General features: G+C 72.8%; 16 protein-coding genes. 8 read left to right on the top strand and 8 right to left on the bottom strand.

All coding sequences use genetic code 11. The features are described 5' to 3' along the window. Positions 1-35: 35 nt before the first annotated feature. Positions 36-647, bottom strand: a complete 612-nt coding sequence (locus IEX42_RS12530) for a malonic semialdehyde reductase (protein WP_188780067.1) — start codon at positions 645-647, stop codon at positions 36-38. 90 nt (positions 648-737) lie between these two features. Between IEX42_RS12530 and IEX42_RS12525 the strand changes: the two genes are divergently transcribed. Together IEX42_RS12525 and IEX42_RS12520 are read left to right on the top strand one after the other, a co-directional pair. Continuing rightward, the gene (locus tag IEX42_RS12525; RefSeq protein ID WP_188780066.1) at positions 738-1,094 is read left to right on the top strand and encodes a winged helix-turn-helix transcriptional regulator; all 357 of its coding nucleotides are present in this window, start codon (positions 738-740) and stop codon (positions 1,092-1,094) included. A 101-nt stretch (positions 1,095-1,195) separates the two neighbouring features. Further along, positions 1,196-2,239: an HNH endonuclease family protein gene (locus tag IEX42_RS12520; RefSeq protein WP_229660830.1), complete on the top strand. Its 1,044-nt coding sequence runs from the start codon at positions 1,196-1,198 to the stop codon at positions 2,237-2,239. Here IEX42_RS12520 and IEX42_RS12515 read toward each other — a convergent pair. Continuing rightward, complete coding sequence (locus IEX42_RS12515) at positions 2,236-2,616, bottom strand: DMT family transporter (protein WP_188780065.1); 381 nt, start codon at positions 2,614-2,616, stop codon at positions 2,236-2,238. The two genes, IEX42_RS12520 and IEX42_RS12515, sit on opposite strands and share 4 nt — an antisense overlap. Then, the gene (locus tag IEX42_RS12510; RefSeq protein WP_188780064.1) at positions 2,613-2,927 is read right to left on the bottom strand and encodes a DMT family transporter; all 315 of its coding nucleotides are present in this window, start codon (positions 2,925-2,927) and stop codon (positions 2,613-2,615) included. The genes IEX42_RS12515 and IEX42_RS12510 overlap by 4 nt, the downstream gene beginning before the upstream one ends. 147 nt (positions 2,928-3,074) lie before the next feature. Between IEX42_RS12510 and IEX42_RS12505 the strand changes: the two genes are divergently transcribed. The 4 genes from IEX42_RS12505 (at position 3,075) to IEX42_RS12490 (ending at position 6,967) form a co-directional block, all read left to right on the top strand. After that, positions 3,075-3,872 (top strand): DUF1295 domain-containing protein, encoded by a 798-nt coding sequence (locus tag IEX42_RS12505; protein WP_188780063.1) that lies wholly within the window; start codon positions 3,075-3,077, stop codon positions 3,870-3,872. A gap of 91 nt (positions 3,873-3,963) precedes the next feature. After that, the gene (locus IEX42_RS12500) at positions 3,964-5,088 is read left to right on the top strand and encodes an NDMA-dependent alcohol dehydrogenase (protein ID WP_188780062.1); all 1,125 of its coding nucleotides are present in this window, start codon (positions 3,964-3,966) and stop codon (positions 5,086-5,088) included. Positions 5,089-5,090: 2 nt separating this feature from the next. Continuing rightward, on the top strand, positions 5,091-6,026 hold the full coding sequence (locus IEX42_RS12495; RefSeq protein WP_188780061.1) for an AAA family ATPase: 936 nt from the start codon (positions 5,091-5,093) through the stop codon (positions 6,024-6,026). Then, positions 5,954-6,967 carry a vWA domain-containing protein gene (locus IEX42_RS12490; RefSeq protein WP_188780060.1) on the top strand — a complete coding sequence of 338 codons (1,014 nt, stop codon included), beginning with the start codon at positions 5,954-5,956 and terminating at the stop codon, positions 6,965-6,967. The genes IEX42_RS12495 and IEX42_RS12490 overlap by 73 nt, the downstream gene beginning before the upstream one ends. A 39-nt stretch (positions 6,968-7,006) precedes the next feature. Here IEX42_RS12490 and IEX42_RS12485 read toward each other — a convergent pair whose 3' ends face one another. Next, positions 7,007-7,876, bottom strand: coding sequence for a LysR family transcriptional regulator (locus tag IEX42_RS12485; RefSeq protein WP_188780059.1), 870 nt, complete (start codon positions 7,874-7,876; stop codon positions 7,007-7,009). A gap of 127 nt (positions 7,877-8,003) precedes the next feature. Between IEX42_RS12485 and IEX42_RS12480 the strand changes: the two genes are divergently transcribed. After that, on the top strand, positions 8,004-9,011 hold the full coding sequence (locus tag IEX42_RS12480; protein ID WP_188780058.1) for an ABC transporter substrate-binding protein: 1,008 nt from the start codon (positions 8,004-8,006) through the stop codon (positions 9,009-9,011). A 91-nt stretch (positions 9,012-9,102) separates the two neighbouring features. On the opposite strand, the gene IEX42_RS12475 is transcribed toward IEX42_RS12480, so the two are convergent. The 4 genes from IEX42_RS12475 to IEX42_RS12460 form a co-directional block, all read right to left on the bottom strand. After that, positions 9,103-9,819: an alpha/beta fold hydrolase gene (locus IEX42_RS12475; protein WP_188780057.1), complete on the bottom strand. Its 717-nt coding sequence runs from the start codon at positions 9,817-9,819 to the stop codon at positions 9,103-9,105. A 2-nt stretch (positions 9,820-9,821) separates the two neighbouring features. Continuing rightward, positions 9,822-10,097 carry a GlsB/YeaQ/YmgE family stress response membrane protein gene (locus IEX42_RS12470; RefSeq protein ID WP_188780056.1) on the bottom strand — a complete coding sequence of 92 codons (276 nt, stop codon included), beginning with the start codon at positions 10,095-10,097 and terminating at the stop codon, positions 9,822-9,824. 118 nt (positions 10,098-10,215) lie between these two features. Further along, complete coding sequence (locus IEX42_RS12465) at positions 10,216-11,313, bottom strand: SDR family oxidoreductase (protein ID WP_188780055.1); 1,098 nt, start codon at positions 11,311-11,313, stop codon at positions 10,216-10,218. 75 nt (positions 11,314-11,388) lie between these two features. After that, entirely contained in the window at positions 11,389-13,545 is a 2,157-nt protein-coding gene (locus tag IEX42_RS12460; RefSeq protein WP_188780054.1) for an outer membrane protein assembly factor BamB family protein, read from the bottom strand. A gap of 200 nt (positions 13,546-13,745) precedes the next feature. On the opposite strand from IEX42_RS12460, the gene IEX42_RS12455 reads away from it, so the two are divergent. After that, a complete protein-coding gene (locus IEX42_RS12455) occupies positions 13,746-14,705 on the top strand; it encodes a ThuA domain-containing protein (RefSeq protein WP_188780053.1) in 960 nt (319 codons plus the stop codon). The last annotated feature ends 7 nt before the right edge of the window (positions 14,706-14,712 follow it).

Here is a 14,712-nt window from a genome sequence, read left to right as displayed (position 1 = left end):
GGCGGTGACCTCGCCCACCCGGGAGAGCCCGCGGGTCAGGCCCAGGCGAGCGCGTCGTCGACGTCGACTCGCGGGAGCCGGTCGAACCACGGGTCGCTGCCGGGGTGGCCGATGTTGACCACCAGGTGGCTGTGCCACGTGGTGCCGGCGAAGAACTCCTCGTCGATGCCGGCCGCGTCGAAGCCGGCCATCGGGCCGGCCGCCAGGCCGTGCGAGCGGATCGCGAGCAGGAGCACACCGGTGGCGAGGGCGGCGCTGTACTTCGCGACGTGGCCGCGCGCCTCCTCGTCCATGCCGCCGAACTGCTCCTTCAACGCCTCGCCCCGCGCGGGGAACGTGGTCGGGAACTGCTGGTGGAAGTCGGTGTCGTAGGCGAGCACCGCGACCACGGGAGCGCCGAGCGCCTTGGCCCGGTTGCCCTCGGCCAGGTGGACGGCCAGGCGCTGCTTGCCCTCGGGCGTACGGACGAACAGCACGCGCTGCGGCTGGCTGTTGGCCATCGTCGGCGAGAACCGCGCCAGCTCCCAGATGCTGCGCAGCTGCTCGTCGCCGACCGGGACGTCGGCGAAGGTGTTGGCCGTGCGCGCCTCGCTGAACAGCAGGGAGCGGCCGGTCTCGGACAGGGTCTCCAGCGTGCTGGTGGTCATGGTGTCTCCTCGATCGAGGTGGTCTGGATTCCGATGTTACTTCGATATTAAAAGTTACATCAACTTCCGCAGCCCTGTACCCTCGGTCACATGACCCGTCGCGCCCCCGTCGAGCACCAGCCCCGGGCGTGCGACGCGGCGCTCTCCCGGGCCTTCGGCTTCCTCGGCAAGCGGTGGAACGGGATGCTGCTCAGCCTCCTCGGCGCAGGTCCTGCCGGGTACGCCGACCTCAAGCGCGGCCTCGGGATCAGCGACTCGGTGCTCTCCGACCGGCTCAGCGAGCTCGCCCACGCGGGGCTGGTCGCGCGGTCGGTCGACCCCGGCCCGCCCGTCACGGTCGAGTACGCCCTCACCGACGCCGGCGAGGCACTGCTCCCCGCCCTCGAGGCGCTCGGTGACTGGGCGCGGGACAACCTCACCGAGGAGCGCTGCTCCGGCCGGCACTGAGGACGGCATCCGGGGCCGCCGGTCACGGCAAAACCGCCCGAAACCGGGCGGACCCGAACTACGGTACGTCTGCCTCGCCCCGCCACCTCTCGGAGTACGTCGTGCCCTCCCCCGCCCCCGCCCGCCTGCTGGCCTCCCTGGCCCTCGTCGGCACCCTCACCGGGTGCGCGGCGCTGCCGTCCACCGAGCACACCTCGCAAGGACGAGCACCCGGCAGCATCACGGTCGCCGAGGACCGCGCGGGGTCGACGCCGACACCGTCCACCGCCACGGCGACCGAGGCGGCGCCGAGCGCCCCCGCCAGCGCCGCGACGCCGCCCCCCGGCCCGGGCAGCGCCCTTGCCGCCGTGTCGACGCTCGTCGTCGGCGGCCGCGGACCGATGACCGGCTACGACCGTGACGCCTTCGGCCAGGCCTGGTACGACGCCGACCGCAACGGCTGCGACACCCGCAACGACGTGCTCCGACGCGACCTGGTGGACCGCGTGATGAAGAACGACTGCAAGGTGCTGGCCGGCACCCGCGCACCCGACCCGTACACCGGCCGGGACATCCGGTTCGAGGTCGGCGGAGCCAGCGAGCTCGACGTCGACCACGTCGTCGCCCTCGGCGACGCCTGGCAGACGGGCGCGGCGCAGTGGGGGCCGGCCAAGCGGTACGCGCTGGCCAACGACCCGCTCGAGCTGCTGGCCGTCGACGCGAGCGCCAACCGCCAGAAGGGGGACGGCGACACGGCCACCTGGCTGCCGGCGAACAAGGCCTTCCGCTGCGCGTACGTCGCCCGGCAGGTCGCGGTGAAGCAGAAGTACCGCCTGCGCGTGACCCCGGCCGAGCGCGACGCGATGGTCCGCGTCCTCAGCCGCTGCGGCGACCTGGCCCTCCCCGGTCCGGGCGCGGCCCCCACCCGCGCGCCGCTGCCCCGCACCCGGGTCCGCACCGAGGCACGGGCGGAGACCCGTACCGAGACCCGCGACGACAGCGCCCCCCGCGGCTTCGCCGACACGGGTGCCTCGTCGGGCAGCCAGGTCGTCCACCCCGGCGCGTTCTGCACCCCGGTCGGCGCCACGGGCGTCACGACCGCGGGCACCCCGATGGGCTGCTCCACCAAGCCCGGCGACGACCGGGCGCGCTGGCGCTCTCGTTAGCGATCGGCCCGGGCGTCGGCACGGTTGAGCACGACCGTGCCCGCGACGACCAGGCCGATCCCCGCCCAGGTCCCGGCGCCGAGCTCGTCGCCGAGCAGCAGCCGTCCGCCGAGGGCGACGACGACGGCACCCGCTCCCGTCGCCACGGCGTACGCGATCGAGGTCGGCACCACCTGGACCACCTTGGCCAGCAGCACGTTGGCCAGGGCGAAGCCGAGCAGCGCGAGCCCCGCGGGAACCACCCGGGTCAGGCCGTGGGACCCGGCGACCGCCAGCGAGGCACCGGTGTCGCACGCGACCGCGGCCAGCAGCACGGTCCACGCCTGGGCACGGGTCAGCACCAGCCGGTGGTACGCCGCCACGATCGGCGCCGTCACTGCTGCAGGTCGATCACGACGACGCCGGCGAGCACGACCAGCACGCCCGCCACGTGCACGGCCCGCAGCTGCTCGCGGAACACCAGCCGGTCGACCACCAGCAGCGTGACGGCGGCCAGCCCCGCCCAGACCGCGTAGACCGCACCCACGGGCGAGGTGAGCGTGAGCCGCCCCAGACCGACGGTGGCACCGACGAACAGGACGGCGGCGAGAAGCGTCGGCCGCCCGCGCCGCAGACCGTCCGAGGCTCGCAGGGCGAGCGTGCCGAGCACGCCGCAGGCCACGGTCGGCAGGAGAAGGGCGAGGTCCACGAGGCCATCGTGCCGACCGCCGTCACGCGGGGGCCCGGTCGGGTCCACCGGGCGCCGACCGCGACCGGGGAGCGGCTCGGCCCTTCGGGTGTGACGCGACGACCGGCCGGCGCACGAGGCTGGTCGCCGACGAGAGGGAGGGCTCGGATGGCACTCGACGCGAGGGGCTTCGCGCGCACGACCCTCACCTCGGCCGGCATCGCGGTCGCGACCCAGGCGGCGGCGTACGTCGCCTCGCGCCGGGACGGCCGGCTGATGGTGGTCGACGTCGCCTGGGGCCCGGGGCTCGCCGCCGTGGCGGCCGGCAGTGCGCTGGCCGGGACCGGTGACCGGGCCCGGCGCGGGATCCTCGCCGCCGGCCTGGGCGCCTGGGGCCTGCGACTCGGCTCCCACCTGCTCTCCCGGGTGCGGAGCACCGACGAGGAGGACGAGCGGTACGCCGAGCTGACCGAGGGTGACTCCGAGGCGGTGAAGGTGCTCAAGATCTTCGTCGGCCAGGGTGTCGCCCAGTGGGCGATCGGGCTGCCGGTGCAGGTCGCCGCGGCCAGCGGCCCGGTCGGACCGGCAGGCCGGGTCCTCGTCGCGCTCGGTACGTCGGGCATCCTCGGCGGGCTGACGCTGGAGGCGGTCGCGGACCGGCAGAAGAGCGCGTTCTACGAGCGCGACGCCGACGAGCGACCCGCGATCTGCCGCGACGGGGTGTGGAACTGGTCTCGGCACCCGAACTACTTCGGCGACTCGTGCGTGTGGAACGGCGCGTACCTCGTCGCCGCCGCAGCGTCGCCGGGGGTCTGGACCTTCCTCTCCCCCGCGGTGATGACCTACCTGCTCGTCTGGGGCTCGGGGGCCAAGCCGTCGGAGGAGCGGCTGAAGGGCCGCGAGGGGTACGACGCCTACCGCCGCGAGGTCTCGTTCTTCGTGCCGAGACCGCCCCGCCGCGACTGACGTTCGACAACCCTGTTGCGCAGGTCACACTCTCTGTAGTCTCCGTCACACCCCACGGGGTCAGCGGAGACCCCGCACGAACGGAGGCCTGATGAAGACACGCGCAGCGATCCTCAGGGAAGTCGAGAAGCCCTGGAGCGTCGAGGAGATCGAGCTCGACCCGCCCAAGCAGGGCGAGGTGCTGGTGAAGATGGTGGCCTCCGGGTTGTGCCACTCCGACGAGCACGTGTACACCGGCGACCTCGCCGGCGTCGTACCCGGCGCTCCGGTGATCGGCGGCCACGAGGGCGCCGGGATCGTGATGGAGGTCGGCGAGGGCGTGACCTTCGTCGAGGAGGGCGACCACGTCGTCTTCGGCTTCGTCCCCGCCTGCGGCAACTGCCACATGTGCAGCATCGGGCACTCCAACCAGTGCGAGACCCTCGCCCACTACCCCACCGGCCTCCAGATCTCCGACAGCACCGCGCGCCACCACGGCAAGGACGGTGAGGACCTCGGACTGATGTGCCTGCTCGGCACCTTCGCCGAGCACACGGTCGTCAATCAGGCCTCGGTGGTGAAGGTCGACAAGGACTGGCCGCTGGACAAGGGCTGCCTGCTCGGCTGCGGCGTCCTGACCGGCTGGGGGTCGGCGGTCTACACCGCCGACGTGTCCCCGGGCGAGTACGTCGCCGTCGTCGGCTGCGGCGGGCTGGGTCAGAACGCGGTCCAGGGGGCGGCGATGGCCGGCGCCCGCGCCGTCGTGGCGATCGACCCGGTCGAGCTCAAGCGGGAGACCGCGACCTCGATGGGCGCGACGCACTCGTACTCCTCGATGGAGGAGGCGGCCGAGAAGGGCGAGGAGGTGCACTGGGGCCGCGGCTTCGACAAGGTCATCATGACGATGGGCCTGGGCTCCTCGGAGGACGTCGGGAAGGCGTACGCCCTGCTCGGGCAGCGCGGACGGCTGGTGATCACCAACCTGCACCCCTCGACCGAGATGGGCATCTCCATCCCGGCGATCGACCTGACGCTGACCGAGAAGCAGGTCGTCGGCTCGCTCTTCGGCTCGTGCAACATCCGCACCGACATCCCGCGGATGTTCGAGATGTACCTCCAGGGCAAGCTCAAGCTGGACGAGCTGATCACCCAGACGTACACCCTCGACCAGGTCAACGAGGGCTACGAGGCGATGCGCAACGGGGAGAACATCCGCGGCGTCATCATCTACGACTGATCTTGGCCGCACCCGTCGTCGTCCCCGAGTCCGCCGCAGCGCTGCTCGCGCGGCTCGGGGACGACGTGCTGGGTCGGCGCCGGGAGTCCGAGCTGGTGCTCGCCGCCCTGGCCGCCGACCGTCACGTCCTCCTCGAGGGCCCGCCCGGCACCGGCAAGTCGACCCTGCTGCGCGCCGTCGGTGAGGGACTCGGCGTCGGCTTCGTCCTCGTCGAGGGGAACGCCGAGCTGACCCCGGCCCGCCTGGTCGGGCACTTCGACCCGGCCCGGCTCCTCGAGGACGGCTACGACCCGGCCGTGTTCGTCGACGGTCCGCTGGTCGGCGCGCTGCGCGAGGGGTCGCTGCTCTACGTCGAGGAGCTGAACCGGGTCCCCGAGGAGACCCTCAACGTGCTCGTCACCGTGATGAGCGAGCGGACGCTGACCGTGCCGCGGCTGGGCACGATCGCCGCCGCGCCGGGCTTCCGGCTCGTCGCCGCGATGAACCCGTACGACGCCGTCGGCACCGCCCGGATCTCCCAGGCCGTCCGCGACCGGATGTGCCGGCTGGTGCTCGGCTACCAGGGCGCCGAGGACGAGACCGCGATCGTGCTGCTGCGCACCGCCACCTCGGAGCCGGCCGCATGGGTGGGCGACGTCGTCGCCGTCGTGCGCGCCACCCGCGAGCACGGCGACGTCCGCGTCGGGTCGTCGGTGCGCGGCGCGATCGACGTCGTCCTGGTCGCACGCGAGCTGGCCGCCCTGCGCGGGCTCCCCGCCACCGACCCGACGCTCGGGCTGGACGCCGCGCTGCTCGCCCTGTCGGGGCGGATCGACGTGCGCGAGGGGTCCGGGCGCACCGCGGAGGACGTCGTCACCGAGCTGTGGTGGTCGGTGTTCGCCCCCGCGCCCGACACCGACCCGGGAAAAGCCGGCGGCCCGACGAGCAGCCGGGCCTGACGCCGCAGGACGCGCCCGCCCTCGAGGGGGACGCCGCCGACGAGCGGCTCGCGCAGGAGTCGCGTCGTACGACACCGCGCCGCGCGCTCGAGCAGCGTCCGGGCTTCGCCGAGGCCTCTCCCGACGTCGGCGAGCTGGACCTGTCCGTCGTCGAGGAGGCGCACCGGCGCGACCCGGACACGACGCTGGAGCTGGTCGCCGCGATGGCGACCGCGACCGACCGGGGCCTGCGCGAGAAGGCGCGCCGGCTCGCCCACCGGCTGGCGTGGCGCGAGGCGCGCAGCACCGCCCCGACCACCGTCCGCGGCACCGGCCGGATGCGCAGCGTCCGCGGGCTCGACCCCCAGGGCGAGCTGGACCTCGACCGCAGCATGGACCACCTGACCCAGGCCCGCGCCGGGAGTCACGCCCTCGAGCCGGACGAGCTGTGGAGCCGCCGCTGGTCCGCCTCGCGCACCGCGTGGTGCCTGGTGCTGGACCGCAGTGGCTCGATGGACGGCGAGGCGCTCGCCACCGCGTGCCTGACCACGGCCGGCTTCTGGCTGCGGGCCCACGAGCAGCGCGCGGTGCTCACCTTCGCCGACGACGTCGTCGCCCTGGGGTCGCTGGGTGACGGACGGACCGGCGAGGAGGTGCTGGACCGCGTCCTCGGCCTGCGCGGCCGCGGGACCACCCACCTCGCCCCGGCCCTGCGCGCCGCCGCCGACCAGCTCGGCCGCACGAGCGCACGCCGGCGGCGCACCGTCCTGCTCTCGGACTGCCGGGCCACGACACCCGACGACGTGGTCGCGGCCGCCGGCCTGCTCGACGAGCTGGCGATCCTCGCCCCCGCCGCGGACCCGGCGGCCGCCCGGGAGCTCGCCCGCGCGGTCGACGCGCGGCTGGAGACCGTGTCCGCACCCTCCGACGTCCCCGCCGCGCTGCGTCGGCTGCTGGACTGACGCCGACACCGAGCCGTCTCGGGCCCGGACGCTCTCGGATCAGCCCGTCCTACCGGGGCGACCGAGCACCCGGTCCGCGGTCTCCACGAGCGCCCGGACCAGGGGGTGCGGGTCGTCGGCGCGCCACGCGAGCACGATGAGGTTCGGCTCGCGGTCGGTGACCGGGACGGTCACCAGCCCGGGGGGCAGCACCTGGTCGAGCGGGGCGAGGGCGGTCATCTGGTTCCACAGCACCCCCTGGACGCACTCGGAGATGGTGCGGACCGGTGGTACGTCGGGCGGCGCGCCGCCCGGGCCGGTCCAGTAGTCCAGCCACCGCTGGTCGGTGCCCTCGGGCAGGCGTACCCAGCGACGGTCGACGAGGTCCGCGACACGCACCACCTCCTCCCGGGCCAGCGGGTCCTCCGCGCGGACGACCAGCCCGACCTCCTGGCGCGCCAGCTCCCGCAGCTGCAGCCCGTCGTCGTCGAAGGGCGTCCGCGTGATCGCGGCGTCGACCAGGCCCGACCTCAGCCCTGCGGTCGGGTCGGAGAGGTCCGCCTCGTGCACCTCGACGGTGACGTCCGGCCGCTGCTCGCGGTACGCCGCGACCAGTCGCGCACCGACCAGGTCGGCGGCGTCGGCCAGCGTGCCGACGGCGATCCGCCGCGGGTCGTCGTGCGCCACGCGCCGGCGGAGCAGGTCGACCCGGTCGAGCACGGCGATCGCCTCGCGCAGCAGCACCTCCCCCGCCGGCGTCACGGTGACGCCCGCGTTCGTCCGCTCGAGGAGACGTACACCCAGCTCGCGCTCGAGCCGCTGCACCGCGCGGCTCAGCGGCGGCTGGGTCATCGCCAGCCGGTCGGCGGCGCGACCGATGCTGCGCTCCTCGGCGACGGCGACGAAGTACTCCAGCAACCGGAGGTCCACCCCTCCGACCGTACGCCGCGCATACCCGATCGGTATCGCCCTGCCGAGGTGGACGTGGACGGTGTCCGTCGCGAGGCGCAGCGTCGTGGGTGAGGGCCGGCGCACGACCGGCCGAGAGGAGACCACGATGAGCGACCGGACCCTGCGGATCGGCACCTTCGACTACGACACCACCCACGCGCTGCTCGACGGCAGCGTGCGCCTGGAGACCGACGGTCTCGACGGGGTCGGCGGCACCGAGGTGCGGACGTACCCCACGCTGCCCGACGTCTTCGAGGCGTTCATCGACGGCGAGACGGACGTCTCCGAGCTGGGCCTGACGTTCCTGCTGAGAGCGATCGAGGCGGGGGCGCCGTACGTCGCGCTGCCGATCTTCCCGAACCGGGTCTTCCGCCACTCCAGCCTCTTCGTCAACGCCGCGAGCGGCATCGAGTCGCCGGCGGACCTGGTGGGTCGCACCATCGGCGAGTTCCGGCTCTTCGGCCAGGACTCCGGCGTGTGGGCCAAGGGCATCCTCGCCGACGAGTACGGCGTCCGCCCCCAGGACAGCCGGTGGGTGATCGCCGGGCTGGACCGGCCGGCCTCGCCCTTCGGCTTCACCACCCACCCCGTGCCCGACGACGTCGACCTCACCGTCGTCGAGGACCGCTCGCTGGACGAGATGCTCCTCAGCGGTGAGATCGACGCGCTGGTCACCGCGAACGTCCCGCCCAGCGCGCTCGAGGGACGTCCGGAGGTGCGGCGCCTGTTCCCGGACTATCCCGCCGTCGAGCGCGACTGGTACGAGCGCACCCGGCTGTTCCCGATCATGCACACCGTCGCGGTGCGCCGCGACCTGCTCGAGGAGCTGCCCGGCCTGGCGCGGGCGGCGTACGACGCGTTCAGCGCCGCCAAGAAGCAGGCGGCCGACCGCTACCGGCGGATGCGGCTGCTCTACCAGGTCACCACGATGCTGCCCTGGGCCAACGACCTGATGGACCGCGACCTCGCGCTCCTCGGCGAGGACTGGTGGCCGTACGGGATCACGGCGAACCGGAGCGAGCTGGAGACGTACCTGCGCTACCACCACGAGCAGGGGCTCTCCCGGCAGTGGTCCGTGGAGGAGCTCTTCGAGCCCGGGCTGCTGGACTCGTGACCCGGCCCCACCGTGCGGTGGTCGAGCCGACCTCACGCCCGTCACCGGTCGCCCGCCAGTCGGATGGGCGGAGGATCGACGTACGGGCGCCCTACTGCGCCAGCACGCGCTCCAGCACCGCCTCGGGCCGGTCCCGGTGCAGCGAGTGCCCGGTGTCCGCGACGGTCTCGAAGCTCCACAGCGGGTTCGCCGCCGGCAGCTCGTCGAGCAGCTGCGGGGCGACCGCGGAGTCGCTCGTCGAGACCAGCACCCGCACCGGCACGGTGACCCGTGCGGCGTCCTCGCGGACGTCCCAGACGTTGTCCTCGACGAAGGCCCGGACCGCGTCCGGGTCGACGGCCTGCGTCGCCTCGACCCGCAGCTCGACTGTCCGCGGGCTCCAGCGCGGGTTGGCGGCCGCCACCTCGGCAGGGCCGTCCTCCTTCGCCGGCAGCACGCCGTCGACGATGCTCCGCAGCCGCTCCGGGGGCGCGAGGAGGGCGGGGTCGAGCAGCACCGCACGGGCGGCGGTGTCGGGGTGGCGGGCCAGCAGGACCGTCCCCACGGCACCGCCGAGCGAGTGTCCGACGTACAGGTCGAAGCCGCCGCCGAGCTGGTCGTGGATCGCGTCGGCCACGTCCGCGAAGGCGTACGACGTCGCCGGCCCGGACGTTCCGTGCCCGGGCAGGTCGACGGCCGTGCACGACCACCCGGCGGCGGCCATCGCCGTGGCCAGCTCCTCCATGGTCGCCGCCGAGGAGGTGATCCCGTGGACCAGGAGCGCGCGCGGGCCGTCGGCCGGGCCCCAGTGCTCGGTGCGCAGCGCCACGACTACTTCTTCAGCGCGCGGTTCCGGCTGCTGCTGCGTAGCAGCGAGCTGACCAGCAGCACCAGCACGGCGGCCACGACGACTTGGAAGATCAGCACCTGCCACCACACGTCGACGTTCACGCCCTGGGCGAGGTAGCCGCCGACGAACGCCCCGACGAGACCGAGGAAGATCGTCAGGATCCAGCCGATCGCCTGCTTGCCGGGCACGATCAGGCGGCCGAGCGCACCGATCACGATGCCCGCCACGATCGCGGAGAAGATGCCGCCTACGTCCATGCTGGTGCGCCTCCGGAAAAGTGGGGATGGTGCGGCCGAACCTACCGGTTCCGCGACTCGCCCGCGGAACGCGAAGCTGCCACCCGGCCGGTGGCCGCTTCCGGGCCACTCGCGACGCTCAGCGCACCTGCGGCACGACCCGCTCGGCCTCCAGCGCGTCGACGGTGTCCAGGAACGAAGCCAGCGTCGAGCGGTAGCCCGTCCACCCGCGCTCACGACTGCGGGTCTGGTCGGTCAGGCACTCCATCTCCCGGCCGAGGTCGGCGTCGGTGTGCCACCAGGACGCGACCCGATCCACGTCGTCGGCGACGAGCCCCTCGCGTCGCGCGATGACCGACCACACCTCGGCGGCGTCGACCATCTGCTCCTCCAGCGGCCGGGGCGCGTCGGCGTACCCCTCCCACTCCACCCCGAGCCGCTCGGCGAGCCGCGGCCACAGCCAGCGCCACCGGAACACGTCGCCGTTGGCGGTGTTGAACGCCGTGTCCGCAGCCGCCGGCTCGGTCGCCGCCCACGCCAGCTGGTCGGCCAGGAGGTCGGCGTCGGTGACGTCGGTCAGGCCGTCCCACTGGGTCTGCGAGCCCGGGAAGGTGAAGGGCCGCCCGGTCTCACGGCAGATCGCGGCGTACGCCGCCAGCGTCTGCGCCATGTTCATCGCGTTGCCCACCGCGCGCCCGACCATCGTGTGCGCCCGGTGCACGCTCCAGGTGAACCCGTCGCGCTCCGACGCGGCGAGCACCTCGTCCTCCTGGGCGTAGTAGAAGTTCGGGTACGGCAGCCGCTCCTCGTCCTCGTGGAACGGCGTGTCGGGCATCTCGCCCTTGCCGTACGCCTCGAACGGGCCGAGGTAGTGCTTGAGCCCGGTCACCAGCGCCACGTGCCGGACGCTGCCGGCCGGGCGGACCGCGGCGAGGACGTCGCGGACGATGCCCGCGTTCACCTCGATGTTCTGCTCCTCGGTCTCCTGCCGGGCCCAGGCGCAGAGGAACACGTGCGTCGGGGCGTACGACGCCAGCGAGTCGGCCAGCGCCTCGGCGTCGGTCAGGTCGGCCAGGACCGGCTCCACTCCTTCCACGCTGCTAGGGCTGCGCCGGGACAGGCCGAGCACCCGCCAGCCGTCGGCGACCAGCCGTCGGCACAGGGCAGCCCCGGAGATCCCGGTGGCGCCGACGACGAGGGCGGTGCCCCCAGAGGGTGGAGCGGAGTGGGTGTCCATGCCGTCGACGCTAGAGGGGCCGCTGCGGCTCGCCCGCACCGCCCCGGGCAGGTCGCCCGGGACGGCGCGCCGTGCTCAGACGACGACGATCTTGCCGGTGTTCTGCGGGTAGACGGGATCGTTGTAGAAGAACTCCCCGGTCGTGTCGAAGGTGTGCGTGAAGGTGTCGCCCGGCATCAGGGTGCCGCTGTCGAACTCGTAGTCGAAGAACGCGACGGCCCCGTGTGCAGTCTTGTTGTCGGCCGGGTTGACGAAGGTGACGGTCGTGCCGCGCGGGACCGTCATCACCTGCGGCGACATCGCGTTCTGCGCCACCAGGTTCTCCTCGCCACCGGGCTTCTTCGCCGCGGCGTCCCAGATCCGACCGATCGTGACCGTGTTGTCGGCGGTGGCGGCGTCGACGGGCGTGGTGCGGATCTGGTTGCGTTTCGAGGGCGGCGTCGGCGCGGCCGCCTGCTTGACTTTCCCGCCGATCTTGAAGGCCCACAGCTCCGAGCCCTTCGGGATGTCGGGGTACGGCAGCGAGTTCCCGCCGGCGAAGACAGCGAGGTACTGCTCGCCGTCGACCTCGTACGCGATGGGGCTGGTGTGCACCCCGGCCCCGCACTGGAACTCCCAGAGCACCTCGGCGGTCTCGTCGTCCATCGCCTGGAGCACGCCGTCCGGACCACCCTGGAACATCACGCGTCCGCCCGTGGTGAGGATGCCGTTGCCGTGGGCCAGCGACCAGTCCTTCTCGATCGACCACACCACCGAGTTGTCCCGCGGGTCGACCGCGGCGATGCCGCCGCCGAAGTACTCGCCGTACGGCCGAGCGGTGTTGACCCGGCCCTCCAAGGTGTTGGAGTACGCGGAGTTGATCAGGCCGTAGCCGACGTAGATCCACCCGGTGTGCGGGTTGAACGAGACGTGGCCCCAGTCGGCCCCACCGCCCGCGCCCGGGAAGATGATGGTCGCCCGGTCCCAGAAGGTGTCGAAGACCCCGCCGACGGGGTAGAACGGCACCGGCCGGGTCGCGTTGTCGAAGCGCGGCTTCTGCGGGAGGAAGGACTCCCCCTCCGGCTCCGGCTGCGTCTTGGCGGTCTTCTGCCGGGGGTCCTGCGGCACCGACCGCTCGGTGAGGCCCTGGATCGGGTCGCCGTTGCGACGGTCCAGGATGAAGTACTTCCCGACCTTGCTGCCGTACACGACGACCTTGCGCTTGCGACCCTTGACCTTGACGTCGGCCAGCACCGGCGCCATCACGTTGTCGTAGTCCCAGATGTCGTGATGGACCGACTGGAAGTGCCACTGGCGCTTTCCGCTCTTCGCGTCGAGCGCGACGATGCAGTTGGCGAACAGGTTGTCGCCTCCCCGGGTCTCGCCGTTCGTCCGCGGGTAGGGGTTGCCGAAGGTCCAGTAGACGAGCCCGAGAGCGGGGTCGATCGCCGGGTGGATCCACGGGACGGCGCCGCCGGTCTTCCAGCTGTCGCCCTCCCAGGTGTCGTGACCGAACTCGCCGGGTCCCGGGGCCGACCAGAAGGTCCACCGCAGCTTCCCGGTCTTCGCGTCCAGGGCGTACGCCCGCCCTCTGGCGCCCGCCGTGCTGCCCTGCATCCCGACGTAGATCAGACCGTCCCAGTGCACGACGGCGCCCGCGAGCGAGCCGACCGAGCCACCGCACTGGCCGTTCTCGGGATCGCAGCCGTCGTTGTCGTCGCCGCCGGCGTCCTCGGTCAGCAGGAGCGTCTTCCAGACCACCTCCCCGGTCGCCTTGTCGAGGGCGTACACGTGGTTGTCACCGGAGATGGTGAAGACCCGCTTGCCGTCCAGCGCGACACCACGCATGTTGATCTGCTCGGTGCCGACGTTGGTCTTCCACCTGATCCTTCCCGTCCGACCGTCGACGGCGAAGACGTTCTGCTGGGCCGACTGGACGTACAGCACGCCGGCCTCGGCGACCACGGTGCTCTGCTGCGAGCGACCGGTGCTGTCCGGCTCGAGCGTCTGGTGCCACGCCCCGCCCAGGCGGCGGACGTTGCCCCGCGTGATCTGGGTGAGCGGGGAGTGGTTCTGGTTGGCGTAGTCGCCGCAGACCTTCGGGAAGTCGGGTCCCACCGGACCGAAACCCGAGGGCTGTGCGGCCGGGGCCAGCAGACTCGCCGCCTGGGCGGGCGCCTGGTCGAGCAGGCTCGTCGCCAGGGCGCCACCGAGCGCCGTGGACGATCCGGCGATGAACGTTCTGCGTTGCATGGGGTCCTCCCGAGTGAGTGGGGCTGGACAGTCCCAGCCGGCTGTGTATATTTGGAATATATGATGTGACCGGCATCACCACAAGGGCCCACCAGACGGACCCGGCCCGGTCACCCAGCACCGCCCGTCGCACCGGCGTACGGCCGGCGGTCCCTGACCAGCCCCACGGGCGGCGCCGGAGACAACGAGGTGGAACGACCATGAGCAGGACGAAGACAGTGCTGGTCGCGCTCGCGGCCGCGGCGCTCGCGGCGGTGGGCACGACGACGTACGGCGCGGCAACGGCCGCGTCGAAGCCGTCGACCGCCGCCAAGCAGCTGGGCGACCCCGACTACGGCGTGTGCCGCGGAACGAGCGCGAAGTGCTACCACGACTGGGGCAACTTCGACACCAGCAAGGGCATCAAGGTCCTGCTGTACACCCGGACGGCGGGGCCTCGTCACGCCAACCTCGGGCCAGCGCTGGGGCCGGGCCTCGACCCGACGCTGAGCGAGGCCAACGCCGCCCAGAACGGCATGATCGCCCTGGGCAAGAAGTACGGGTTCGGCGTCGACTGGACCGAGGACATCACGCAGCTCGCGTCGCCGGCGAACCTCTTCAAGTACAACGCCGTCGTCTTCCTGAGCACCAGCAGGGACACCCTCGACGACGCCGCCCAGACCTCGCTGCGGCAGTACGTGCGCGGCGGCGGCGGCTTCGTCGGCATCCACAACGCGTTCGGCACCGAGTACAACTGGCCCTGGTACGAGGGCCTGCTCGGCGGCGCGAACTTCTACGACCACGGCCACGACCAGGCCGGCGTCGTCCGGACGACCGACCGCAAGGACGTCTCGACGCGGGACCTGCCGAAGCGGTGGGCCTTCACCGACGAGTGGTACAACCTCGTGCCCTACCCGTCCAAGGTGCGCTTCCTCGCCGCCGTCGACGAGGGGACGCTCGCCCAGGGGGTGACCGGCAACTACCACCACCCGGGCCACGGCTCGAAGCACCCGGTCGCGTGGTGCCAGTACTACGACGGTGGCCGCGCCTTCCTCACCACGCTCGGCCACGGGCAGACCGACTTCGACCCTGCCTCCACCGAGACGGGGGTGCGAGAGTTCCAGCGGCTGATCGTCGGCGGGATCAAGTCCACCGCCGGGCTCGAGCCCTTCTGCCGTTGAGCGACTC

Origin of the sequence: Marmoricola endophyticus (assembly GCF_014644415.1) — a bacterium.
Taxonomy (GTDB): Bacteria; Actinomycetota; Actinomycetes; order Propionibacteriales; family Nocardioidaceae; genus Marmoricola; species Marmoricola endophyticus.
This window is presented reverse-complemented; position numbering and strand designations above follow the sequence as displayed.